The organism is Aureimonas sp. AU22 (genome assembly GCF_001463745.1).
Lineage (GTDB): Bacteria > Pseudomonadota > Alphaproteobacteria > Rhizobiales > Rhizobiaceae > Aureimonas.
In genome coordinates, this window is record NZ_BBWJ01000044.1 from 167,507 (window position 1) to 189,514 (window position 22,008).

Sequence of the window (22,008 nt, forward strand, 5' to 3'; positions counted from 1 at the left end):
GCACCCATGGACGACGACAAGCGAGCCGAGGTCTATGACGAGTTCAAGGACCTCGTGAACATGACGCCGAAGCAGCTCGAGGATTGGCTGAAGACGGACGAATCGAAGGAGGTCGGCTTCAAATCGGACGACGGCGGCGAATCCGTAGGCCACAAGTCCGGCCGCACAATCATCGAGATCAAGTCTGCGAAGAAATCCGATCTCACCGAGGCGCAATACGAGCACATGCAGAAGGTGGTCGGCTACATCAAGCGCCACATGAAGCAGAAGCCGAAGGGCGACATCGAGGATACGCCCTGGCGCTACTCGCTCATGAACTGGGGCCACGATCCCATGAAGAAGCACTGACCAGCAAAAAGCCCCGGAGCGAACTCCGGGGCTTTCGATTTTCGAGCGGCGCCCGTTACATCGCGGGACCGACGACCTCGATCTTCCCGTCCCGGACGGTCACCTCGTCGTAGGAACCGGGAACGTCGCCCTTGGCGTCGAACTCCAGCGCGCCGGATGCGCCCTCGTAGTTGATGTCGGTGCCGGCCGCGATGAGTTCCTTGGCTTTCGACCATTCACCCGGGAGGATCACCTCGCCCGGCGCGGACGCCACGTCCCGCAGCGCCTGGCTGACGCCCTCGCGCGAACCGCCGGTCTTTTCCAGCGCGAGCATGAGCGCGAACGCGGCATCGTAGGAGGTGGCCGCGTAGGTGGCGGCGGGGTCGAGATCGGCAGCCTTCGCAGCCTTGGCGAAGGCCTCGGCGCCAACGGCCGCCGCGCCACCGGGACGGGTGAGGATCAGCTTCTCGTCGCCGCCCGCCACGTTGGTGAGGTTGCCGCCCACCATTCCATCGCCGCCGATGAAGGTCGCGAAGTCACCGGTCTCGCGCGCCTGGGACACGATGCGGCCGCCGGATCCATCGACATAGGCCAGCACCACGAGCGCATCGGCGCCGGACGAGGCGAGCGAGCCGATCTCGGCCCGGTAGTCGGCCTTGCCATCCTCATGGGCCTGCGAGACGGTCACCGTTCCGCCGTCGGCTTCGAAGGCCTTCTGGAAGGCCTGGGAGAAGCCGGTGCCGTAGTCGTTGTTGACGTAGGTGATGGCGACGTTGCCGATGCCATTCTTCTTCACGACACGCGCCAGCACTTCGCCCTGGTAGGCGTCGGACGGCGCGGTACGAAACACGAGGTCCTTGTCGTTGAGGTCCGTCACGGCCGGCGAGGTCGAGGCCGGCGAGACCATCACGACGCCCCCCGGAATGGCGGCCGCGTTGGCGGCGGCGATCGTGGCACCCGAGCACATGGCGCCGACGATGCCGACCACCTTCTCCGAGTTCACCTGGCGATCGCCGGCGTCCGAAGCGCGGGCCGCGTCGACGCAACCGTCGTCGCCGATCACCATCTCGACCTTGGCCCCGTCCTTGCCGATGCCGCCACCCTCGTTGACTTGCGCGACGGCGAGCTTGGCGGCGTTGGTGATCGGCGGCATCAGGCTTTCGATCGGCCCCGTGATCCCCCCGATGAAGCCGAGCTTCAGCGAGGCGTCCTGCGCCGACGCGGCGGAAACGCCGAGCGCGAGAAGTGAAGCCGTGAGGCCGAGAATGGCTTTGCGTCCGCCGATCATGCAGGAACTCCCGAATTGGTTGGGGATCGAGGACCCAAACCTCGACCAAATGCGATGCGCGCCGTCGCGGCGGCCCGGGGCGACTTAAGCGGCGGTGGACGGGAGGGTCAAGCGAAGGCACCTCGCGCCGGCGGCTGGTTGGCGGTAGAACAAGGGATGACGCACGCCCTGCCCCGTTTCGCTCTCACGATCGTGCTCGCCATCGCTCCGGTTGCCGGTGCGTTCGCGCAGTCGCCCGGCGAGCTCGTGCTTGGCGTCGCCGCGCCGCTTGCGGGCGCGAACGAGATTCTCGGGCGGCAGATCGTGGCGGGAGCGGAGCGTGCGGCAGGGGATGCGGGGGCGCGGGTCATCGAGGTGGATAGCGGATGCAATGCGGACGGTGGCCGCGAAGCCGCTGATGCATTGATCGCGGCGCGGGTCACGGTGGCGACCGGCTTTCTCTGCGCCGCATCGCTGGAAGCCGCCCTGCCGAAGCTCACGGCCGCCGCGATCCCGGTCATCGATGTCGGGGTTCGCGCCGCGCGTATCCAGCGACTGCGCGACAAGGACGGCGCGCTCGTCTGGCGCCTGGCACCGGCTGCGGACGCAGTGGCGCAGGCGCTCGGCGCCTTCGTGCGCGAGCGCTGGTCGGATACGCCCTTCGCGCTGGTGGACGATGGCACGCCGCAAGCCCGGGATCTTGCCGACAAGGTGCGGCGGGCATTGGAAGACAGCGGCTTGCGGGCAGCCGTGAACGAGACCTATCGGCCGGCGGAAGAGAAGCAATTTCCCATCGCCCGACGGCTTCAGCAAAGCGGCATCGCGCGCGTCCTGTTCCTCGGTGCCCGCAGCGACACGGCGATAATCTTACGAGATGCCGCCGAGATCGGGTTGCGGATCGAAGCGGCGGGAGGGGAATCGCTGGTCGATGCCGCCGATGGCCCGCCTCTTCCATCCGGCGTGATCGCGGTCGCATCCGGATTCGACGTCGACTGGGTACCGTCCGAGACTGCGCCGGAGGATGAGGGCTATGCGCGAACCGCACGAACCGGCGCGGAGATCGCGATCGAGGCCGCGCGCCGGGCCGCCGCGGAAGGTCGAAGCATCGCGGACGTTCTGAACGCCGAAACCTTCGTGACGTCGGCTGGCCTCGTTCGCTTCCAGGGTGACGGCAGCGCCGGTGTCGTGACCTTCCGCACCTACCGATGGGACGGGACGCGCTTCGTCGCCGACGCCGAGGGCTGAAGCGATGTCGCTAGGCTGGAGAGCGGGGCCACGCAACCTGCTGACCGACGTCGCAGGCCTTCGGGTCGGCAACGCGCAGGACGATCGCCTCAAGAGCGGCGCCACGGCGGTTCTCTTTGACCAGCCGTGTACGGCGGCCGTCGAGATCCTCGGCGGCGCGCCCGGCACGCGCGAGACCGACCTTCTGGCACCTGACAAGCTGGTACCCGGCATCGACGCCCTGGTCCTTTCCGGCGGCTCGGCCTTCGGGCTGGATGCGGCCTCCGGCGTTCAGGCGTTCCTGCGCTCGGTCGGCCGGGGCTTCGAGGTGGCGGGTCATCGCGTTCCCCTCGTGCCGGCTGCGATCCTGTTCGACCTCGCCAATGGGGGCAACAAGGATTGGGGGCTCCATTCGCCCTACCGCGACCTGGGGCTCCGTGCGGCAGAGGCCGCGGGTCTCGAATTCGCACTCGGCAGCGTTGGAGCCGGGACCGGGGCCACCACGGCCGGCGCCAAGGGTGGGCTCGGTTCTGCGTCCACGGTTCTCTCGTCCGGAGCGACGGTCGCCGCCCTCGTCGCGGTGAACGCGGTCGGCTCGGCGCTGATCGGTTCGACCCGGCATTTTCATGCCGCCGCCTTCGAGATCGACGCGGAGTTCGGGGGCCTCGGCCTCCCCGCCCCTCATCCCACCATGGCAGCGCCACCGACGACGAAGATCGCACCCCATCCCGGGACCGCTACTACGATCGCGGTGATCGCGACCGACGCGGTGCTCGACAAGGGCGCGGCGCGTCGTCTTGCGGTGGCCGCGCATGATGGGTTCGCCCGCGCGCTCTGGCCGGCCCATACAGACTTCGACGGCGATCTCGTCTTTGCCGCCGCAACCGGCGCCGGCGGATGGCGGCCGGAAGGCGCCGAGCGTATCGAACTGGCATCCGCCGCCGCCGCGACCATGGCGCGGGCGATCGCGCGCGGCGTTCACGCTGCCGTGCCGGCACCCGGCGATCTGCGCCCCGCGTGGCGGCAACTGGGATAGGCGGTCCCGGCGTTGCGATTGAGACGCGGGCGGGGGTCTGTTACAGCGCGGCGAACCGTCCGCATGCCGCTCGTGAAAGGCTTCGCCCATGATCCCCCGCTATTCCCGCCCCGAAATGGTGTCGGTCTGGTCGCAGGAGACCAAGTTCCGCATCTGGTTCGAGATCGAGGCGCACGCCTGCGATGCCTTGGCGGAGATCGGGGTCATTCCGAAGGACGCGGCCAGGACGATCTGGGAAAAGGGCGGCGCCGCGACCTTCGACGTCGACCGCATCGACGAGATCGAGCGCGTCACCAAGCACGACGTCATCGCCTTCCTGACGCATCTGGCCGAGTTCGTCGGACCGGACTCGCGCTTCATCCACCAGGGCATGACCTCGTCGGACGTGCTCGACACCTGTTTCAACGTCCAGCTCGTGCGCGCGACAGACATCCTGCTCGCCGACATGGACGCGCTTCTCGAGGCGCTCAAGCGGCGCGCCTACGAGCACAAGGATACGGTCACGATCGGCCGTAGCCACGGCATCCATGCGGAACCGACGACCTTCGGCGTGAAGCTCGCACTCGCCTATGCCGAGTTCGATCGTTGCCGCGACCGTCTGCGCGCGGCGCGGGAGGAAGTCGCGACCTGTGCGATCTCGGGAGCCGTCGGCACCTTTGCGAACATCGACCCGCGCGTCGAGGAGCACGTCGCCAAGGCGCTCGGCCTGAAGCCGGAGCCGGTTTCGACGCAGGTCATTCCGCGAGACCGGCACGCGATGTACTTCGCGACGCTCGGCGTCGTCGCCTCGTCGATCGAGCGCCTCGCCACCGAGATCCGCCACCTGCAGCGGACCGAGGTCCTGGAGGCCGAGGAGTATTTCTCGCCAGGCCAGAAGGGCTCGTCGGCCATGCCGCACAAGCGCAACCCCGTGCTGACCGAGAACCTGACGGGCCTCGCTCGCATGGTGCGCTCCTTCGCCATGCCGGCGATGGAGAACGTCGCGCTCTGGCACGAGCGCGACATCTCGCACTCATCCGTCGAGCGCTATATCGGACCGGACGCCACCGTCACGCTGGACTTCGCTCTCGCGCGCCTCACCGGCGTGATCGACAAGCTCTTGGTCTACCCCGATCGGATGGACCGCAACCTCAACCAGTTCAAGGGCCTCGTTCATTCGCAGCGCGTGCTGCTGGCACTCACCCAGGCCGGCGTCAGCCGCGAGGATGCCTACCGCCTCGTCCAGCGCAACGCGATGAAGGTGTGGGAACACGGGGCGGACTTCCTGACCGAACTCCTGGCCGACGCCGAGGTCACGGCGGCGCTGTCGGAAGCGGAGATCCGCGAGAAGTTCGACATCGGCTATCACACCAAGCATGTCGACACGATCTTCGGGCGCGTGTTCGGCGCGGCCTGACGCGCGGCGCTGCCGGGCGGTTCGATCCGCCCGGTTTCAGGCGGCGTGCGCTTCGGCGGCCACCAGCACCGGCGTCTCCAGAGGTGGTGTCTCCCGCTCCACCACGCCCGAGATGTCGAGCTGGATCATCTGGTGGTCCGAATAGGGTTGATCGAGGATCGCGACCTTGCAGCGGTCACGCAGATCGCGCGACAGGAGGCAGATGTCCAAAGCGGCACGGTAGGGCCCGAGCCGGAAGGTCGGTCCCGAATGGGCGTTGGCATGCACGAGGCGTCCATCGGCGAGCAGTGGGCGCAGCTCGCCGGCGCCCCGGAACAGGTTGAAGTCGCCGATCACGACGGTCGGCGCGTCGCTCTCCGCCACCCAACGCGCCAGCTCACCCATCTGCAGGCACCGAACGTGATAGCGCAGCGATAGGTGCGCCATCAAAATGCGGATGCCGGAGATCTGGATGTCGTAGACGAGGCGCTTCTTTCCGGCCGAGAGATAGCGCGCGACGTAGGTCAGCGGGCGTGACGCCAGGAAGGCGTTGGACTTGCCGCGTGAGACCGACAGCCGGCGAAAGCGCCTGTCGGCACTGTACTTGTTGTCGATCCTCACGGTCGTATGGTGCGCCTCTGCCAGCGCCCCGACCTGGTCGAAGAAGCCGTTGGTGAGCGAGCCCTTGTCGATCTCGGCGAAGCAGGAAAGGTCCGGCTTCAGCTCGGCGAGGCGCTGTCGCACCAGCCCAAGGCTGCGCAACTGCACACGCTGTGTCGTGAAGACGTGATGGTGCGCGCGGCGCACGTGATGGCCGATGGAGCCGTTGATGTCGCGGCTGTAACCGAGATTGGCGTAGACGATCCGCAACATGCCCTCACAGCTCCGTCCCGACTGCGACCCTTGGACGGTCGAACCGACTAACGCGGCGCCCGAGCCGCTCGTTCCGTTCAGGATCTTGCCGGTCGATCCCTCGTCCCCTGGGCGCCGTCGCCCATATCGTCCGTCGAGGGCCCGCGCAAGGCAGGCCTGACGACGGGACGCTCGAGGTCGAGACACGAATGGTCGAATACTTCGACGGCACGATCCTGCCCATGGTGCTGGCGTTCCTGAGCTGGGCCATCCTGATCGGTGCGGTGATCTACATACCGTTCCGACGCAGCCCCGTCGCCGCCCAGGCCTGGCTGCTCCTGTTCTTCTTCCTGCCGTGGGCGGCGCTCGTGGTGTATCTCGCCGTCGGCAACGCACGCCATCCGAAATGGCGGCGGGACCGCATCGAGAAAGTGCCCGACATCATCCGCCATGCCATCGCGCATATGACGCTGGAGGGCACGGGCGGCATGCGGACACTGCGTCCCCATCACCGGATGACGGCGCACCTCGTGCATCGGATCGGCCGCTTTCCCTGCCTTGCCGACAACCGGATCGTGCTGGACGCGGACTACAACCGGGTGGTCGACCGCATCGCCGCCGATATCGACGCCGCGCGGCACCACGCGCACGTCATGGTCTACATCCTTCAGAACGACCAGGCCGGAAACAAGGTGCTGAGCGCTCTCCAGAGGGCGGCGAAGCGCGGGGTCAAATGCCGCCTGCTCATCGATGCCGTCGGCTCGTCGCGCGACCGCAAGGCCATCGCCAAGAGGCTCAAGAACACCGGCGTGGAGCTCCGGCTGATCCTGCCCCTGCGCTTCTGGAACCAGGCGACGCGCATGGACCTGCGCAATCACCGCAAGATCGTGGTGGTGGACGGCAAGGTCGGATGGGTCGGCTCGCAGAACATGCACCGCATCGAGTACGAGCCGAAGACCTTCTATCGCGAGCTGATGGCGCGTGTCGAAGGTCCCGTCGTGCTCGAACTCCAGGCGGTCTTCATCGGCGACTGGTATCTCGAGACGGCCGAGGACATCGGTTCGCCCGAACTCATGCCGGCGCCCGAACGCCAACCGGTCGAGCGCAACGCCACGGCGCAGGTTCTGCCCTCGGGGCCGGACTACCCGGAGGCGGGGGTCGATATCCTCTTCACCGACCTCATCTACAGCGCGCGCCAGCGCGTCGTGCTGGCGACGCCGTACTTCATCCCGAACGAGCCGTTGCTCCTCGCCATGCGAACGGCGGTGTCGAAGGGCGTGCGCGTGACGCTTTTCGTCACCTCCACGACCAACAGCTTCCTGATCGATCGCGCGCAGCAATCCTATTACGACGAACTGCTCGAGGCGGGCGTGGAGGTGATGCTCTACCGGGAGCGGTTCCTGCACGCCAAGCACCTGTCGATCGACGACGACATCGCCATCATCGGCTCGGCCAACATGGACCGCCGCTCATTCGAGCTGAACTCGGAGGTGACGTTGATCACCTACAGCGAGGATACCGTGCGGGACCTGCGGGCGATCGAGGACGACTACCGGACGAAGAGCCACCGGTTGAACCTCGATGACTGGAACAAGCGCGGCTTCATGATCCAGCTCGGCGAGAACGTTACCCGGCTCATCAGCCCGCTCCTCTGATCCAGGCGACTTGACAAGGCGGACAGCCCTTCGCATCTGCGTGCGATGCGAGTTTCCGACGTCGATATCCTGATCGTTCCCGGCTTGGCGGGAGCCTCCGAGCAGCACTGGCAGTCCCGTTGGGAGGCGAAGCTCTCGACGGCCAGCCGCGTCATCCACACCGCCCCGGATCCGCACGACGCGGCGGCCTGGATCGCCGCCGTGGCGGATGCCGTGGCGCGGGCCACGCGGCCGCCTGTCATCGTCGCCCATGCGCTGGGCGTTGCTGCCGCCGTCGCAGCGGCTCCGCAGTTCGAGCGGCCCGTGGCAGGCGCGTTCTTCGTCGCGCCGGTGGATCTCGGGCACGGCGCTTCGGGCTTCGACGCCTATTCGCGCGATCCGCTGCCGTTCCCGTCCATCGTGGTCGCAAGTCGAGGTGAACCGGACCATTCGTTCGATGCCATCGAGGACGTCGCCGCCGCATGGGGCTCTCTCTTCGTGGATGCGGGGGAATCGGGACGGCTCGACGAGACCAGCGGACACGGCCCCTGGCCGGAGGGGCTCCTGACCTTCGGCAAGTTCCTCTCCCGCCTGCCCGCGCCCTGAAGAGCGCAGGCCTTCAGCCGCGGAAACCCTCGACGAGCCTCGCACATCCGGCTTTCAGAATGCCCACATCCGAGGCGATGCCGATCAGCTGGCATCCCATGGATGCGTAACGACGCGCATCGTCCGCATCGAGGGCATAGATCGCCACGGCTTTGCCTGCGGCGCGCGCGCGGGCGGCGATGTCCGCGATCGCCTTGCTCGTCGCCTCACCTTTCGGGTCGAGACCGCCCTGCCCGAGCGCCATCGAGAGATCGGACGGGCCGATGAAGATGCCGCCGAGTTCGGGAACAGCGAGGATCGCGTCGAGATCGGCATAGGCGCCGGCGGTCTCGATCATGGCGAAGGACACAACAGCCTCATCGGCTGCCGCGAGATAATCGCGCGGCGCCATCCCGAAGAGATCGGCGGCGCGCGTCGGGCCGAAGGAGCGCGTTCCGCCGGGCATGTAACGCAAGGCCCTGGCGAACGCTGCCGCATCATCGGCGCTCTCCACCATCGGGAGAATGACGCCGGTCGCGCCAAGATCGACCACCCGGCCCGCGAGCGCGAGATCGCCGGGGGCGACGCGCACGATCGCGGGCTTGCCGAGAAGGGCCGCGCGCGCGCAGCCCTCCCGGAGATCCGCAACGCCCTGAAGGCCGTGCTGACCGTCGAGCACCAGCGCATCGAAAGCGTGCAGGAGGATTTCGTGCACCACGGGGTCGGCAAGGCTAGACCAACCGCACAGGACGGGGTCCGGCCGGGACAGAAGGTCCCGCAGTCCGTTCAAGGCCATCAGGACGCCGCGATCTGCTTCTCGGCCTCTTCCATGTATTCCATGCGGTGGCGCTCGATCTGGTGATCGGACTGGTTGACCCCAGCGGCATCGAAATCGGCGCGGACCTTGGCGAAGACGTCCTGCGGCCCCTTGGCGCCAAGATCGAGATTGGCGAGGGCGATCGCATAAGCCTCTGCCTCGGCGGCGTTCTTGCCGAGCTTACCCGCTGCCCAGAGGCCCAGGAGCTTGGTCGCCCTCACCTCGATGCGGAACTTCCGGTCCTCCTCGTGGGCGTAGCGTGCTTCCTGGTCATGGCCCCGATCGTTCAGCGACATTCCCTTGTCCTTTCGTCAACTCTGCAACTTTGCCGACATCATGCTAGCGGCTCGGCCCGCCTTGTCCAGCAAGCCTCGCGCGCCCGGCCCCGAAGCGCCGTGTCCCGATTGCGATTGTTTAGGCTCGGCGTTTGGTCTATTCACCCGCGGGAGACATATGGTTTTCGCGGGTCGACCTTCGACTCGCCTTTTACGCGATCAGGCAACCTCCATGACACGTCGCCGCCGTATCTACGAAGGCAAGGGCAAGATCCTTTACGAAGGTCCGGAGCCCGGCACGCTGGTTCAGTTCTTCAAGGACGACGCGACCGCCTTCAACAAGAAGAAGCACGAGGTCGTCGACGGCAAGGGTGTCCTGAACAACCGCATCTCCGAATACATCTTCAGCCATCTCAACCGGATCGGCATCCCGACCCACTTCATCCGGCGGCTCAACATGCGTGAGCAGCTGATCAAGGAAGTCGAGATCATCCCGCTCGAGGTCGTGGTGCGCAACGTGGCGGCCGGTTCGCTCGCCAAGCGCCTCGGCATCGAGGAGGGCACCGTGCTGCCCCGCTCGATCATCGAGTTCTACTACAAGGCCGATCAGCTCGACGACCCGATGGTCTCGGAAGAGCACATCACGGCCTTCGGCTGGGCGACGCCGCAGGAGATCGACGACATCATGGCGCTCGCCATTCGTGTCAACGACTTCCTGACCGGGCTTTTCCTTGGTGTCGGCATCCAGCTCGTCGACTTCAAGATCGAGACGGGGCGTCTCTTCGAAGGCGACATGATGCGCATCATCGTGGCCGACGAGATCTCCCCGGACTCCTGCCGCCTCTGGGACGTCCAGACGCAGGACAAGCTCGACAAGGATCGTTTCCGCCGTGACATGGGCGGCCTCGTCGAAGCCTATCAGGAAGTGGCTCGCCGTCTCGGCATCATGAACGAGAACGAGCCGCCCCGCCCTTCCGGGCCGGTGTTGGTCAAGTAGCACGGCGTCCCGTGTCGCAGCCGGCTCCGGCTCTTCGATTGGTTCATTCGCAAGGCAGGCAGATACCGTGATCAAGGCGCGCATCGTCGTAACCCTCAAGAACGGCGTCCTGGATCCTCAGGGCAAGGCGATCGAAGGGGCTCTCGGTACGCTGGGCTTCGCCGGCGTCTCCGGCGTTCGCCAGGGCAAGGTCTTCGACGTCGAGGTGGACGGCACCGACCGCGCCAAGGCGGAGGGCGACCTCAAGGCCATGTGCGAGAAGCTTCTCGCCAATACGGTGATCGAGAACTACGCGATCGAGCTCGCCTGAGGAATTAGCCTATGAAGTCCGCCGTCGTCCTCCTGCCGGGTCTCAACCGCGACCGCGACATGATCGCGGCGCTGACAGCCATTTCCGGCCAGGCCCCGATCACGGTCTGGCAGACCGAGACGCAGATCCCCGACGTCGACCTGATCGTCGTCCCGGGCGGCTTTTCCTACGGCGACTACCTGCGCTGCGGCGCGATCGCCGCCCGTTCGCCCGTGATGCGCGCGGTGGCGGAAAAGGCCGCGGCCGGCGTGCCGGTCCTCGGTGTCTGCAACGGCTTCCAGATCCTCTGCGAGGCCGGCCTCCTGCCCGGCGCGCTGATGCGGAACACCAGCCTAAAGTTCGTGTGCCGCGAGGTGAAGCTCAAGGTGACGAACGCCCAGACGCTCTTCACCTCGGGCTACGCGCAGGACCAGATCATCCGCTGCCCCGTCGCTCACCATGACGGCAACTATTTCGCGGAAGCCGAAAGCCTCGAGCGGATCGAGGGCGAAGGCCGTGTCGTGTTCCGCTATGCCGAGGGCACCAATCCGAACGGCGCGATTAACGACATCGCCGGCATCGTCAACGATCGCGGCAACGTTTTGGGCATGATGCCGCACCCGGAGAACCTCGTCGAGGCCGAGCACGGCGGCACCGACGGACGCCCGCTCTTCGAAGGCGCGCTCGGAATGCTCGGTCGAGGCCTCGCCGCTTGAGCACCGCCGGCTTGCCGAGAGTCGCGCTCGCGCTGGCAACCCTCTTGGTCGTTGCCGGCTGCGCGTCGCGTGCCCCCTCTCCGGAGAAGGCAGCGCCGAGGCGAGCCGATACCGGTCTCGATCGCATGGAGCGACTGACGCTCACGGCCAACCGTTGCTGGTTCAAGTCCCGCGATCCCGCCTTTGCGAGCTACAGCATCGCGCCCGAGCTCTCGTCCTTCTCCGGCCGTCCTCGTTTTCTTCTGGTGCCGAAGGGCCGGCCCGAAGCCCGTCCGCTGCTGGTGGTGGAAGGCGCGGCCGGATCGGCGGACGTCGCCACATACGGCCCGCTTCTCGGCACCCCGCTCCGCGCTCGGTTGGAGGGCGATCTCGTGCGCTGGCGTATGGGTTCCACGAGCTGCGATGCCTGAGGCCTCGAACGGCGGCCGGAGGGCATTCGGCCTCATGGTTCTTGCGACCGTCGCCCTCGCCGGCTGCCGCACGGATGCGGCGCCGCTCGCCGTGCCTGTCGGACCGGCGCCAAACGCGGCGGAGGTCCGTTACATTCGCGATACGGGCGCGGCGATCTATCGACGCCAGGGCTTCGAGCGCACGCGCGGTTTCGTCTTCGCGGAGCCTGGGCGCGGCTTCGCCGTGTGCTTGCGTGCCCCCCTGCGCGACGGACGCCTCGACCATACGCTCCTGATCCTCCAGCGCCGAATCGAAGGCGCGGTGAGCCAGGTCGAGGACGACGCGACGATCCTGCGCGCGGCGGCCGATGTCGGCCCTTGCCGCAACCGGTCGGATTGGGTACCGGCCTGATAGCATTCCTCCCTCTCCTGCCGCACGGGCGGGCGAGGCTTTCGTCAGTTTCGCCAAACCGTTCGGAGGCTCCATGGCCGACATCCAGATCACCCCGGAGCTCATCGCCAGCCACGGCGTCAAGCCGGACGAGTACCAGCGGATCCTCGATCTCATCGGGCGCGAGCCGACGATCACCGAGCTCGGCATCTTCTCGGCGATGTGGAACGAGCACTGCTCCTACAAGTCCTCGAAGCGCTGGCTACGAACCCTGCCGACCAAGGGCGCACGGGTCATCCAGGGACCGGGCGAGAACGCAGGCGTGGTCGACATCGGCGACGGCGACTGCGTGGTCTTCAAGATGGAGAGCCACAACCACCCGTCCTATATCGAGCCCTACCAGGGCGCGGCGACGGGCGTCGGCGGCATCCTGCGCGACGTCTTCACCATGGGCGCGCGGCCGATCGCGGCGATGAACGCGCTGCGCTTCGGCGCACCCGATCACCCGAAGACGCGGCACCTCGTGTCCGGCGTCGTCGCCGGCGTCGGCGGCTATGGCAACGCCTTCGGCGTGCCGACAGTCGGCGGCGAGGTGAACTTCCACCCGCGCTACAACGGCAATTGCCTCGTCAACGCCTTCGCCGCCGGCCTCGCGAAGACGAATGCGATCTTCCTGTCCAAGGCCGAAGGCGTCGGCTTGCCGGTGGTCTATCTCGGTGCCAAGACGGGGCGCGACGGCGTCGGCGGCGCGACCATGGCGTCGGCCGAGTTCGACGACACGATCGAGGAGAAGCGCCCGACCGTGCAGGTCGGTGACCCGTTCACCGAGAAGTGCCTGCTGGAAGCCTGTCTCGAACTGATGCAGACCGGCGCCGTCATCGCGATCCAGGACATGGGCGCGGCTGGCCTCACCTGCTCGGCGGTCGAGATGGGCGCGAAGGGCGATCTCGGCATCGAGCTCGACCTCAACAAGGTGCCGGTGCGCGAGGCGCGCATGACGCCTTACGAGATGATGCTGTCGGAAAGCCAGGAGCGCATGCTCATGGTGCTGCGGCCCGAGAAGCACGAGGAGGCCGAGGCCATCTTCGTGAAGTGGGGCCTCGACTTCGCCGTGGTCGGCAAGACGACGGACGACCTGCGATTCCGCATCCTCTTCGACGGCACGGAAGTCGCGAACCTGCCGATCAAGGAACTCGGAGACGAGGCACCGGAATACGACCGCCCATGGGTCGAGCCAAAGGCAGCCGCCCCGGTCGCGGCCGCCGACGTCGCGGAGCCGAAGGACTACGATGCCGCACTCCTCCAGATCATGGGCTCGCCCGACATCGCCTCGCGCCGCTGGGTCTTCGAGCAGTACGACACGCTGATCCAGGGGAACTCGCTTCAGCGCCCCGGCGGCGACGCCGGCGTCGTGCGCGTCGACGGGCACCCGACAAAGGCGCTGGCGTTCTCGTCGGACGTGACGCCGCGCTACTGCGAGGCCGATCCCTACCAGGGCGGTGCTCAGGCCGTGGCCGAGTGCTGGCGCAACCTGACCGCCGTCGGCGCCGAGCCGCTTGCCGCGACCGACAACCTCAACTTCGGCAATCCCGAGAAGCCCGAGATCATGGGCCAGCTCGTGAAGGCGATCCAGGGCATCGGCGCGGCGTGCGAGGCGCTGGGCTTCCCGATCGTCTCCGGCAACGTCTCGCTCTACAACGAGACGCTCGGCCAGGCGATCCTGCCGACGCCGACGATCGGCGGCGTCGGTCTGATCGACGACCGCTCGAAGACGGCGACGATCGGCGGCTGGAAGGACGGCGACGTGCTCTTCCTGGTGGGCGCAGATGGCTCGCATCTCGGCTCCTCCATCTTCCTGCGCGAGATCGCGGGTCGCGAGGACGGCGGCGCGCCGCTTGTCGACCTCGCTGCCGAGCGTCGTCACGGCGACGTCGTGCGCGACCTGATCCGGTCGGGCCGGGTCACCGCCTGCCACGACCTTTCGGATGGTGGCCTCGCCGTTGCGCTCGCCGAGATGTGCATCGCCGCCGATCTCGGCGCGACCGTCTCTGTCGGCGAGGGTGCGCGCCATGCACGGCTCTTCGGCGAGGATCAGGCGCGCTACGTGATCGCCGTTGCGGCGGAAGTGGCCGAAGCGGTCGCGAACGAGTTGTCCGCCCTGCCCCATCGCCGTCTCGGCACGGTCGGGGGGGCGTCGCTGGACGTCGATGGCGTCCTGTCGGTCGCGGTCTCCGACCTTACGGTCGCGCACGAGAGCTGGTTCCCCGCCTTCATGTCCGGCACGCTGCCGGTCGAGGCGGCTGCCGCCTGAACGGCGGGTGCCCGGCTCGATTGCTCAGGCTCCGTATTGGCCCTATCCTTGCACCGACGGCGGCCTGAGTCTTCCTTCGCGCCGCCGGCAGGAGATCTACGCATGCCCATGAACGCCCACGACATCGAGAAGATGATCAAGGACGCGATCCCCGACGCTACCGTGACCATCCGTGATCTCGCGGGCGACGGCGACCACTACGCCGCCGAGGTCGTGGCGGAGAGCTTCCGCGGCAAGTCGCGCGTCCAGCAGCACCAGATGGTCTATCAGGCGCTGCAGGGGAACATGGGCGGCATCCTCCACGCCCTCGCACTTCAGACCAGTGCGCCGAAGTAGGCGCGGCGCACGGACGATCTTTAAAGCGACGGCCCGGCATCGTATCTGAACCGGGACGCACTCCGCCCGGGAACCGAAACGGGCATGACAGGACGGGATTAGGCCATGTCTGGCATCATCGACTGGATCGACAACGAGGTGAAGACGAACGACGTGGTCGTCTTCATGAAGGGCACCCCGGATTTCCCGCAATGCGGCTTCTCGGGTCAGGTCGTGCAGATCATGAACTACCTCGGCGTGCCCTATAAGGGGGTCAACGTCCTCAGTTCGGACGAACTGCGCACCGGCATCAAGGAGTACGGCTCCTGGCCGACGATCCCGCAGGTCTACGTGAAGGGTGAGTTCGTCGGCGGCTGCGACATCGTGCGCGAGATGTTCCAGGCCGGTGAATTGCAGGACTTCCTCGGCGACAAGGGCATCGCGCTCAACGCCCCGTCCCCGGCGGCCTGAAACGCCGAACCACCATCCAGCGGCCCGCTCTCGAAGCGGGCCGTTTTCGTTTGGGCCTGTAGACGGTCCGTTCGTCAGTGCTCCTTGCTTTTTGGCCGATCCCGCTTAGAAACCAGTTCGACCAACGAAAGACCGGACCCATGCCGAGCGCGCCCAACACCGTGCGCGGGATTCCCTATTGGGAACTCGTGACCCTGATCGCATGCATCATGGCGCTGAACGCGGCGGCGATCGACATCTTCATTCCGGCTCTCACCAACATCACGCAGACGCTGCAGCTGGCCGATCCGAACCACGCGCAGTTCGTCATCACGTCCTACGTGATGGGCTTCGGCATCTCGCAGATCTTCTACGGCACCCTTTCGGATCGGTTCGGCCGCCGTCCGGTCCTGTTGTTCGGTCTGGGCATCTACGTCCTGGCATCGGTCGTGGCGGTCTTCTCGACGACGTTCGGCATGCTCCTCGCCCTGCGGGCGATCCAGGGGGTTGGCGCCGCCGCAACGCGCGTCATTGCGGTGTCGGTCGTGCGCGACTGCTTCGGGGGAGCGCGCATGGCGAGCGTCATGTCGCTCGTCATGATGATCTTCATGGCCATCCCGGTGATCGCACCGAACCTCGGCCAGATCGTTCTCCTGTTCGGCGACTGGCACGAGATCTTCATCGCCGTCGCGGTCTTCGGCGCGTTCGTCATGGTCTGGACCTATGTCCGCCTGCCGGAGACGCAGCATCCCGAGGACCGGCTTCCGCTGACCGTCAGTCGCGTCGCCCAGGCCTTCCGCGTCGTCGTCACCAACCGGACCGCCTTCGCCTATACGCTATCCACCGCGCTGACGTTCGGGGTCCTGTTCGCCTTCATCAACCAAGCGGAACAGATCTACGTCTCGGTCTACGGTCTCGGCCCCGCGTTCACGCTCTACTTCTCGGCGGGCGCCATCTTCATGGCCGTGGCATCGTTCTCGAACTCGCGGCTGGTCGAGCGGTTCGGCATGCGGCATCTGTCGCACGGAGCGCTGTGCATCTTCCTGGCGCTCAACGTCCTCCATCTCGTCATCGCCCTCCTGAACGGCGGCGTGCCGCCCTTCTCGGTCTATCTGCCGATGACGATCCTTTCGCTCTGCATGTTCGGCTTCATCGGCACCAACTTCAACGCGCTGGCGATGGATCCGCTCGGCCACGTCGCGGGCACGGCGTCCTCCGTCCTCGGCTTCATGCAGACCTTCGGCGGCGGCGTTCTCGGGGGCATCGTCGGCTACATGTACGACGGCACGCTGATCCCGCTCCTGACAGGTTATGTCATCCTGTCGATCGGAGCCTTCGGATGCGCGCTGATCGCGGAAAGGGGAAAGCTCTTCAACGAGCGCCCGAGCCCGCGCGACGGCGGCCCCCGCGTGGTGGAACCGGCGGCAGCCGAGTAGGCCGCCGCCTTCGAGGCCCCGTCAGGCGGTGACCTCGGGTCCGATCAGCGTGCGGATCGCCTGCCAGGTGGCGGCATCCGGCGCCGTCAGAAGGCCGCCATCGACATCCGTCGGCAAGTAGGGCGAGCCATCCAGCTTCGCGACATAGCCACCGGCCTCCTCGATCAGCAAGGAGCCGGCGAGGTGATCCCACGGCATGAGCTTCAGGTAGAACTGGAAATGCACGTGGCCCGAGGCCACGAGACGATACTCGTGCGCCGCCGTACGGTAGTTGGCGAGGACGCGGATTTCCGCGAGGCGCTGGAGCAGCAGGCGGCGCTCCTCGCGCGGCAGGAAGCTCGAGGACGCCACCCCGAAGAGCTCGTCGATCGGCGCCGGTGGCGCGACCTGGAGGCGCTGGCGCTCGCCATCGGGGCGCACCAGAAACGAACCCGCGCCTCGTTCGGCGATCATGAAATCGTCGCCGAGCGGATCGTAGATGATGCCGCCGATCGTCTGGCCTTTCGAGACGACCGCCGCCATCACGCCGAACAGCGGCACGCCCATGGCGAAGTTCGCGGTGCCGTCGATCGGATCGACGATGATCGAGAGGTCCGCCTCGCCGATCCGTCGCAGCAGGGCAGGATCGGCCGCAACACCCTCCTCGCCGACGAAAAGCGCGTCCGGGAACGCGCCGCTGCAGGCCGCCTTGATGAAACGCTCGGCGCTTTCGTCCGCCTCGGTCACGAGGTCGATCGCGGAGGTCTTTTCGCGGATGTCCCCGGCATCCAGCCGGCGGAAGCGCGGCATCACTTCCGCCTTGGCGGCGTCGCGCAAAATGGTCGCAAGCGTATCGATATCGAAGGTCACGGTTCCGGGTCCGATCGAGGCTGGAGGCTGGTGAAATCGAAGAGCGACGGGTCGAGGAGATGGCTCGGGCGCACATTGGCGAGCGCGCGGCCGATCGTCTCGCGCCGACCGGGAAAGCGCACCTCCATCTCGGACAGGAACGCCTTCATGGCGTTGCGCTGAAGTCCGTCCTGGCTGCCGCAGAGATCGCAGGGGATGATGGGAAAGCGCATCGCGGCGGCAAAGCGCGCGAGGTCGTCCTCGGCCGAGCGGATCAGCGGCCGCAGGACTAGCAGGTCACCCTCGTCGTTGAGGAGCTTGCCCGGCATCGCCGACAGCTTGCCGCCGTGGAACATATTGAGAAAGAAGGTTTCGAGGCTGTCGTCGCGGTGGTGGCCGAGCACCAGGGCCTCGCAGCCCTCCTCTCGCGCGATGCGATAGAGATTGCCCCGGCGCAGGCGCGAGCAGAGCGAGCAGTAGGTCCCGCCCGTCGGCACCTTCTCCTTCACGACGGAGTAGGTATCGCGATACTCGATGCGATGCGCGATGCCGTGCGCGCTCAACCATTCCGGCAGCACGTGTTTGGGAAAGTTCGGCTGGCCCTGATCGAGGTTGCAGGCGAGGAGATCGACCGGCAGGACACCGCGCCACTGAAGGTCGAGAAGCAGCGCGAGCAGCGAGTAGGAATCCTTGCCGCCCGAGATCGCGACGAGCCAACGTGCGCCGGGACGGACCATGGCGTGGACGTCGATCGTCTCGCGCACCTGGCGCAGTAGGCGCTTGCGAAGCTTCTTGAACGACACGCTGTCGGGCGCATCGCGGAACAGCGGATGCGCGCCGCCTGGATCGAGCGTCTCGGACGCCTCGGCGGCGGGCGGGTTCGGCGCGTCGTCCAGCATGGGCTCCCGTCCTCAACTTGCGACCCGATTATCAAGCCAGGCTGAAAAACAAAAGGCCGCCCGGAGGCGGCCTTCCCTTCGGTTTCGCCGTAGCGAACCGAAACGTTGGTTTCGCGCAAAGCGAACCGATCAGCGCGAGTAGAACTCGACGACCAGGTTCGGCTCCATCACGACCGGGTACGGCACGTCGCCGAGGCCCGGAATGCGCTGGAAGGTCGCGACCATCTTGGTGTGATCCGCCTCGATGTAGTCGGGCACGTCGCGCTCGGCGAGCTGGGTCGCCTCGATCAGCACGGTCAGCTGCTTCGACTTCGTGCGAACCTCGACGACGTCGCCGGCCTTGCAGCGGTACGAGCCGATATTGGTGCGCACGCCGTTGACGTTGACATGGCCGTGGTTGACGAACTGGCGCGCCGCCCAGATCGTCGCCACGAACTTCGCGCGATACACGATGGCGTCGAGACGCGACTCGAGCAGGCCGACCAGGTTCTCCGAGGTATCGCCACGACGACGGGCGGCCTCCTCGTAGGTCTTGCGGAACTGCTTCTCGGAGATGTCGCCGTAGTAGCCCTTGAGCTTCTGCTTGGCGCGCAGCTGCGTGCCGAAGTCCGACATCTTGCCCTTGCGGCGCTGGCCGTGCTGGCCCGGGCCGTACTGGCGGCGGTTCACCGGGGACTTCGGACGGCCCCAGATGTTCTCGCCCATGCGGCGATCGATTTTGTACTTGGAAGACTCGCGCTTTGACATCGCATTTCCCGATATGTGAGGCGCGCGGACCATCCGCAGCGCCAGGAAACGCGCCCTCCTTTGTCCCACCATCCGGCGGGACCGACAGGATCGCCGAACGAAGCGCACGGCAATCCACGGGACACGTAAAAATGAAACCGGCGGACCTTTCGATCCGCCGATGCGCAGTCCCTATTGGCCGAGGCTCGATAAGTCAAGCCAAGCGGGTCACTTGCGGGCGATGACCCACACCGCGTGGATGATGCCGGGAATATAGCCAAGAAGCGTCAGGATGATGTTGATCCAGAAGTGCTTGCCGAGCCCGACCTCCAGAAACACGCCGAGCGGCGGAAGCAGGATGGCGAAGATGATCTTGATGAGGTCGCGCATGAAAAGGCCCGTTGGTGTCTCGTCGCCTAACGAACGAGATGCACCCTCATCCGTTCCGTCTTCGCCTCGCACGCGTTGACCCTCACCAGCTTCCGCCGGAACGACTGAAAACACCGGAGCCTGCCATGACGATGCCCGCCCGCCTCCTTCTTCTCGCCGCCCTTCTGACGCCCGCCGCCGCCCGCGCGGACGCACAGTTCCTGACGCGCTTCGATGGGTCCTTTCGCGGCAGCGGAACGGTTCAGCGAGAGCAGGATACGTCGCCGCGGCGGGTGTCCTGCTCGGTCGAGGGAACGCAACCGTCGCAGTCACGCCTGCGCATAGCCGGCAGCTGCCGCGCGGCCGTCATCGTGCGACGCGAGATCGGCGCGGACATCCGCTTCGATCCCGCCAGCGGACGCTTCTCCGGTTCCTATACCGGATCGACCAAGGGCGTGTCGCAGCTGTCCAACGGACGGCTTCGTGGCGATACGCTGACCTTCACTCTTACCTACCCCGTCACCGTGCACGGGGATCGGACGGCCGTGATGACGATCCGCAACAACGGCGGCGGCGGCTTCTCGCTGTCCGTGACCGACCAGGTGGACGGCCAGCCGCGCAAGACGTCCGACATCACGCTCCGGCGCGGCTGACGCCGCTCAGGCCGAGAGGCCGAAGCCCCGGATGAGCGATCGCGTCGCCGCATCCGGCTCACCCTTGGTGAAGATCGCCCGGTCCGGTCCGGACGGCATATCGTCGGAAGGCGGCGGCAGCAGCGACAGGGCGCGGCGAGCGATGGCTTCCGCCGGGTCGAGCCAGTCGACCGGCCAGGGCGCGGTCTTGCGCATGCGGTTGGCCAGGAACGGATAGTGCGTGCAGGCGAGGACGACGATGTCGGTACGCTGCCCGTGGCGTTCGATGAAGCAGGGCGCGATCTCGGCGGCCACCGCCTCCTCCTCGACGAAACCGCGGCGCATGTAGCGTTCCGCCAGCGCGGCGAGCCGCACGCTGCCAACGAGGTTCACCTCACATTTCGTGGCCCATTGCGTGATGAGATCGCGCGTATACTGCCGCTTGACGGTTCCAGGCGTCGCGAGCACCGACACGAGCCCGGAGCGCGTGCGCTCGGCCGCCGGCTTGATCGCGGGCACAGTGCCGACGAACTGCATGGCGGGAAACGCCGCCCGCAGATCGGCCAGCACCAGCGTCGAGGCCGTGTTGCAAGGGACCATGCAGAGCGCGGGATCGTGCTCGGCCAGAAGCTGGCCGAACAGGCCGACGATGCGCGTGCGCAGGGCCTCCTCCTCCCAGTCGCCATACGGGAAGGCCTCGTCGTCGGCCACATAGACGAACCGGCGTTCGGGCATGAGGACCCGTGCCTCGCGCAGGACCGTCAGACCGCCGATGCCGGAATCGAAGAGAAGGACTGGACGCGCGCTCACTGCGGTCCTTTCTCGATGCGATATTCGAAGGCGCGCAGGACGCCGCGCAGCATGCGGACCTCGGAGTCCGAGAAGCCGGCACGCGTCAGCATGATCCGCAGGTTGTGGACCATCGATTCCCGCTTCTCCGGCGGAAAGAAGAAGTTGGTCGTGTCGAGCGATCCTTCGAGGTGCTCGAACAGGCGGTAGAGATCCTCCTTGGCCGCGGGCACGACCTCGGGCGCCGTGAAACGCGGCGCGGCGTCCGCGCCGAGGCCCGACTTCATCCACTCGTAGCTCATGAGGAGAACCGCCTGCGCGATGTTGAGCGAGGCGAAGGCAGGATTGACCGGGAAGGTCACGATTTCGTCGGCGAGATCGACCTCCTCGTTGGAAAGGCCGAAGCGCTCGCGCCCGAAGAGGATTCCGGCGCCCTGTCCGGCCGAAATGCGCGCGCGCAACTCGCCCCCCGCCTCCTCCGGGCCCCGCACCGGTTTCACCGAGTATCGCGGGCGCGCCGTCGTCGCCAGCAGGTAGGTGAGGTCGGCCGCCGCCTCCTGCACGGTGTCGAACAGGCGGACGGCGTCGATGACGTGGTCGGCGCGCGAGGCGCTGGCCCGGGCCTTCTCGTTCGGCCAGCCATCGCGCGGATTGACGAGCCGCAGGTCGTCGAGTCCGAAATTGGCCATGGCGCGCGCCACCATGCCGATGTTCTCGCCTAGCTGGGGCTCGACGAGAATGATGGCGGGGCCGCCGGTCCGGTTCTCGTCGCTTCGATTGGTGCCGGCCAAGTCCGCCGTCCTCGCTGCTGCAGAAATTCGGCGCAGGATTATCCGAACGAGGCGGGCCGCGCAAAGGCCGGCGCGGCTTTGCGCGGCAAGGGGGCGATGCTATAGGCGCGACATCGTGCCGGGGGCGACAGCCTCCATCATTCGAAAGCACCCGTCCCATCCGGCCGGGTGCGTCCCAGGGGGAAGACAGCGATGGCGAAGATCAAGGTCCAGAATCCGGTCGTGGAGCTCGACGGGGACGAGATGACGCGGATCATCTGGCAGTCCATCAAGGACAAGCTGATCCAT

General features: G+C 66.8%; 26 protein-coding genes. 16 read left to right on the forward strand and 10 right to left on the reverse strand.

What is annotated here, in order from left to right; translation table 11 throughout:
* Positions 1-6 precede the first annotated feature (6 nt).
* Positions 7-348 (forward strand): DUF3140 domain-containing protein, encoded by a 342-nt coding sequence (locus AUL34_RS16235; RefSeq protein ID WP_061935812.1) that lies wholly within the window; start codon positions 7-9, stop codon positions 346-348.
* 55 nt (positions 349-403) lie between these two features.
* On the opposite strand, the gene AUL34_RS16240 is transcribed toward AUL34_RS16235, so the two are convergent.
* Positions 404-1,615 carry an ABC transporter substrate-binding protein gene (locus AUL34_RS16240; protein WP_061935815.1) on the reverse strand — a complete coding sequence of 404 codons (1,212 nt, stop codon included), beginning with the start codon at positions 1,613-1,615 and terminating at the stop codon, positions 404-406.
* Between the two features lie 156 nt (positions 1,616-1,771).
* Here AUL34_RS16240 and AUL34_RS16245 point away from each other — a divergent pair, with 156 nt between their 5' ends.
* The 3 genes from AUL34_RS16245 (at position 1,772) to purB (ending at position 5,250) form a co-directional block, all read left to right on the forward strand.
* Positions 1,772-2,839 (forward strand): ABC transporter substrate-binding protein, encoded by a 1,068-nt coding sequence (locus AUL34_RS16245; RefSeq protein WP_061935816.1) that lies wholly within the window; start codon positions 1,772-1,774, stop codon positions 2,837-2,839.
* 4 nt (positions 2,840-2,843) lie between these two features.
* Positions 2,844-3,854: a P1 family peptidase gene (locus AUL34_RS16250; protein ID WP_061935819.1), complete on the forward strand. Its 1,011-nt coding sequence runs from the start codon at positions 2,844-2,846 to the stop codon at positions 3,852-3,854.
* Between the two features lie 88 nt (positions 3,855-3,942).
* A complete protein-coding gene (purB, locus tag AUL34_RS16255; RefSeq protein ID WP_061935822.1) occupies positions 3,943-5,250 on the forward strand; it encodes an adenylosuccinate lyase in 1,308 nt (435 codons plus the stop codon).
* Between the two features lie 36 nt (positions 5,251-5,286).
* Here the strand turns inward: purB and AUL34_RS16260 are convergent, their stop codons facing one another.
* Positions 5,287-6,102 (reverse strand): endonuclease/exonuclease/phosphatase family protein, encoded by an 816-nt coding sequence (locus AUL34_RS16260; protein WP_061935825.1) that lies wholly within the window; start codon positions 6,100-6,102, stop codon positions 5,287-5,289.
* 188 nt (positions 6,103-6,290) lie between these two features.
* Here AUL34_RS16260 and cls point away from each other — a divergent pair, with 188 nt between their 5' ends.
* Positions 6,291-7,736: a cardiolipin synthase gene (gene cls / locus AUL34_RS16265; protein WP_061935828.1), complete on the forward strand. Its 1,446-nt coding sequence runs from the start codon at positions 6,291-6,293 to the stop codon at positions 7,734-7,736.
* A 45-nt stretch (positions 7,737-7,781) separates the two neighbouring features.
* The gene (locus AUL34_RS16270; RefSeq protein ID WP_061935830.1) at positions 7,782-8,321 is read left to right on the forward strand and encodes an alpha/beta hydrolase; all 540 of its coding nucleotides are present in this window, start codon (positions 7,782-7,784) and stop codon (positions 8,319-8,321) included.
* A 13-nt stretch (positions 8,322-8,334) separates the two neighbouring features.
* Here AUL34_RS16270 and AUL34_RS16275 read toward each other — a convergent pair whose 3' ends face one another.
* Positions 8,335-9,096 carry an HpcH/HpaI aldolase/citrate lyase family protein gene (locus AUL34_RS16275; protein ID WP_061935833.1) on the reverse strand — a complete coding sequence of 254 codons (762 nt, stop codon included), beginning with the start codon at positions 9,094-9,096 and terminating at the stop codon, positions 8,335-8,337.
* Positions 9,096-9,413 (reverse strand): DUF1476 domain-containing protein, encoded by a 318-nt coding sequence (locus tag AUL34_RS16280; RefSeq protein WP_061935836.1) that lies wholly within the window; start codon positions 9,411-9,413, stop codon positions 9,096-9,098. The genes AUL34_RS16275 and AUL34_RS16280 overlap by 1 nt, the downstream gene beginning before the upstream one ends.
* A 211-nt stretch (positions 9,414-9,624) precedes the next feature.
* Between AUL34_RS16280 and purC the strand changes: the two genes are divergently transcribed.
* The 9 genes from purC (at position 9,625) to AUL34_RS16325 (ending at position 16,686) form a co-directional block, all read left to right on the forward strand.
* Positions 9,625-10,389: a phosphoribosylaminoimidazolesuccinocarboxamide synthase gene (gene purC, locus AUL34_RS16285; RefSeq protein WP_061935839.1), complete on the forward strand. Its 765-nt coding sequence runs from the start codon at positions 9,625-9,627 to the stop codon at positions 10,387-10,389.
* Between the two features lie 67 nt (positions 10,390-10,456).
* Entirely contained in the window at positions 10,457-10,699 is a 243-nt protein-coding gene (gene purS / locus AUL34_RS16290; RefSeq protein ID WP_061935842.1) for a phosphoribosylformylglycinamidine synthase subunit PurS, read from the forward strand.
* An 11-nt stretch (positions 10,700-10,710) separates the two neighbouring features.
* Entirely contained in the window at positions 10,711-11,394 is a 684-nt protein-coding gene (gene purQ / locus AUL34_RS16295) for a phosphoribosylformylglycinamidine synthase subunit PurQ (protein WP_061935845.1), read from the forward strand.
* A gap of 125 nt (positions 11,395-11,519) precedes the next feature.
* Complete coding sequence (locus AUL34_RS16300; protein ID WP_244492610.1) at positions 11,520-11,804, forward strand: hypothetical protein; 285 nt, start codon at positions 11,520-11,522, stop codon at positions 11,802-11,804.
* Between the two features lie 34 nt (positions 11,805-11,838).
* Entirely contained in the window at positions 11,839-12,195 is a 357-nt protein-coding gene (locus AUL34_RS16305; RefSeq protein WP_061935851.1) for a hypothetical protein, read from the forward strand.
* Between the two features lie 73 nt (positions 12,196-12,268).
* Positions 12,269-14,485, forward strand: a complete 2,217-nt coding sequence (gene purL, locus AUL34_RS16310; RefSeq protein ID WP_061935854.1) for a phosphoribosylformylglycinamidine synthase subunit PurL — start codon at positions 12,269-12,271, stop codon at positions 14,483-14,485.
* Between the two features lie 102 nt (positions 14,486-14,587).
* Positions 14,588-14,821 carry a BolA/IbaG family iron-sulfur metabolism protein gene (locus AUL34_RS16315; RefSeq protein WP_061935856.1) on the forward strand — a complete coding sequence of 78 codons (234 nt, stop codon included), beginning with the start codon at positions 14,588-14,590 and terminating at the stop codon, positions 14,819-14,821.
* A 105-nt stretch (positions 14,822-14,926) separates the two neighbouring features.
* On the forward strand, positions 14,927-15,271 hold the full coding sequence (grxD, locus tag AUL34_RS16320; RefSeq protein ID WP_061935859.1) for a Grx4 family monothiol glutaredoxin: 345 nt from the start codon (positions 14,927-14,929) through the stop codon (positions 15,269-15,271).
* Positions 15,272-15,411: 140 nt separating this feature from the next.
* On the forward strand, positions 15,412-16,686 hold the full coding sequence (locus AUL34_RS16325; protein ID WP_061935860.1) for a multidrug effflux MFS transporter: 1,275 nt from the start codon (positions 15,412-15,414) through the stop codon (positions 16,684-16,686).
* 21 nt (positions 16,687-16,707) lie between these two features.
* Here AUL34_RS16325 and AUL34_RS16330 read toward each other — a convergent pair whose 3' ends face one another.
* The 4 genes from AUL34_RS16330 to AUL34_RS21975 form a co-directional block, all read right to left on the reverse strand.
* Positions 16,708-17,535, reverse strand: coding sequence for an inositol monophosphatase family protein (locus AUL34_RS16330; RefSeq protein WP_061935863.1), 828 nt, complete (start codon positions 17,533-17,535; stop codon positions 16,708-16,710).
* The gene (gene ttcA, locus AUL34_RS16335) at positions 17,532-18,413 is read right to left on the reverse strand and encodes a tRNA 2-thiocytidine(32) synthetase TtcA (protein ID WP_061935865.1); all 882 of its coding nucleotides are present in this window, start codon (positions 18,411-18,413) and stop codon (positions 17,532-17,534) included. Before ttcA ends, AUL34_RS16330 begins: the two co-directional genes overlap by 4 nt.
* Positions 18,414-18,542: 129 nt before the next feature.
* Positions 18,543-19,160: a 30S ribosomal protein S4 gene (gene rpsD / locus AUL34_RS16340; RefSeq protein ID WP_061935867.1), complete on the reverse strand. Its 618-nt coding sequence runs from the start codon at positions 19,158-19,160 to the stop codon at positions 18,543-18,545.
* 207 nt (positions 19,161-19,367) lie between these two features.
* Positions 19,368-19,529: a YqaE/Pmp3 family membrane protein gene (locus AUL34_RS21975; RefSeq protein ID WP_082653436.1), complete on the reverse strand. Its 162-nt coding sequence runs from the start codon at positions 19,527-19,529 to the stop codon at positions 19,368-19,370.
* Positions 19,530-19,654: 125 nt separating this feature from the next.
* On the opposite strand from AUL34_RS21975, the gene AUL34_RS16345 reads away from it, so the two are divergent.
* Positions 19,655-20,161, forward strand: coding sequence for a hypothetical protein (locus AUL34_RS16345; protein WP_061935869.1), 507 nt, complete (start codon positions 19,655-19,657; stop codon positions 20,159-20,161).
* Positions 20,162-20,167: 6 nt separating this feature from the next.
* Here the strand turns inward: AUL34_RS16345 and murI are convergent, their stop codons facing one another.
* Both murI and AUL34_RS16355 read right to left on the reverse strand, forming a co-directional pair.
* Positions 20,168-20,950, reverse strand: coding sequence for a glutamate racemase (murI, locus tag AUL34_RS16350; RefSeq protein WP_061935872.1), 783 nt, complete (start codon positions 20,948-20,950; stop codon positions 20,168-20,170).
* Entirely contained in the window at positions 20,947-21,720 is a 774-nt protein-coding gene (locus tag AUL34_RS16355) for an RNA methyltransferase (RefSeq protein WP_061935875.1), read from the reverse strand. The genes murI and AUL34_RS16355 overlap by 4 nt, the downstream gene beginning before the upstream one ends.
* Positions 21,721-22,008 lie beyond the last annotated feature (288 nt).

What these genes read in the sequence shown, in the direction of transcription:
- AUL34_RS16260 (WP_061935825.1), bottom strand. Translation starts at nt 6,102, where the DNA reads ATGTTGCGGATCGTCTACGCCAATCTCGGTTACAGCCGCGACATCAAC.
- AUL34_RS21975 (WP_082653436.1), bottom strand. Translation starts at nt 19,529, where the DNA reads ATGCGCGACCTCATCAAGATCATCTTCGCCATCCTGCTTCCGCCGCTC.
- AUL34_RS16240 (WP_061935815.1), bottom strand. Translation starts at nt 1,615, where the DNA reads ATGATCGGCGGACGCAAAGCCATTCTCGGCCTCACGGCTTCACTTCTC.
- purB (WP_061935822.1), top strand. Translation starts at nt 3,943, where the DNA reads ATGATCCCCCGCTATTCCCGCCCCGAAATGGTGTCGGTCTGGTCGCAG.
- purQ (WP_061935845.1), top strand. Translation starts at nt 10,711, where the DNA reads ATGAAGTCCGCCGTCGTCCTCCTGCCGGGTCTCAACCGCGACCGCGAC.
- AUL34_RS16270 (WP_061935830.1), top strand. Translation starts at nt 7,782, where the DNA reads ATGCGAGTTTCCGACGTCGATATCCTGATCGTTCCCGGCTTGGCGGGA.
- AUL34_RS16325 (WP_061935860.1), top strand. Translation starts at nt 15,412, where the DNA reads ATGCCGAGCGCGCCCAACACCGTGCGCGGGATTCCCTATTGGGAACTC.
- purL (WP_061935854.1), top strand. Translation starts at nt 12,269, where the DNA reads ATGGCCGACATCCAGATCACCCCGGAGCTCATCGCCAGCCACGGCGTC.
- AUL34_RS16315 (WP_061935856.1), top strand. Translation starts at nt 14,588, where the DNA reads ATGCCCATGAACGCCCACGACATCGAGAAGATGATCAAGGACGCGATC.
- AUL34_RS16235 (WP_061935812.1), top strand. Translation starts at nt 7, where the DNA reads ATGGACGACGACAAGCGAGCCGAGGTCTATGACGAGTTCAAGGACCTC.
- grxD (WP_061935859.1), top strand. Translation starts at nt 14,927, where the DNA reads ATGTCTGGCATCATCGACTGGATCGACAACGAGGTGAAGACGAACGAC.
- AUL34_RS16280 (WP_061935836.1), bottom strand. Translation starts at nt 9,413, where the DNA reads ATGTCGCTGAACGATCGGGGCCATGACCAGGAAGCACGCTACGCCCAC.
- AUL34_RS16245 (WP_061935816.1), top strand. Translation starts at nt 1,772, where the DNA reads ATGACGCACGCCCTGCCCCGTTTCGCTCTCACGATCGTGCTCGCCATC.
- cls (WP_061935828.1), top strand. Translation starts at nt 6,291, where the DNA reads ATGGTCGAATACTTCGACGGCACGATCCTGCCCATGGTGCTGGCGTTC.
- purC (WP_061935839.1), top strand. Translation starts at nt 9,625, where the DNA reads ATGACACGTCGCCGCCGTATCTACGAAGGCAAGGGCAAGATCCTTTAC.
- AUL34_RS16305 (WP_061935851.1), top strand. Translation starts at nt 11,839, where the DNA reads ATGGTTCTTGCGACCGTCGCCCTCGCCGGCTGCCGCACGGATGCGGCG.
- AUL34_RS16250 (WP_061935819.1), top strand. Translation starts at nt 2,844, where the DNA reads ATGTCGCTAGGCTGGAGAGCGGGGCCACGCAACCTGCTGACCGACGTC.
- ttcA (WP_061935865.1), bottom strand. Translation starts at nt 18,413, where the DNA reads ATGCTGGACGACGCGCCGAACCCGCCCGCCGCCGAGGCGTCCGAGACG.
- AUL34_RS16275 (WP_061935833.1), bottom strand. Translation starts at nt 9,096, where the DNA reads ATGGCCTTGAACGGACTGCGGGACCTTCTGTCCCGGCCGGACCCCGTC.
- AUL34_RS16300 (WP_244492610.1), top strand. Translation starts at nt 11,520, where the DNA reads ATGGAGCGACTGACGCTCACGGCCAACCGTTGCTGGTTCAAGTCCCGC.
- AUL34_RS16345 (WP_061935869.1), top strand. Translation starts at nt 19,655, where the DNA reads ATGACGATGCCCGCCCGCCTCCTTCTTCTCGCCGCCCTTCTGACGCCC.
- rpsD (WP_061935867.1), bottom strand. Translation starts at nt 19,160, where the DNA reads ATGTCAAAGCGCGAGTCTTCCAAGTACAAAATCGATCGCCGCATGGGC.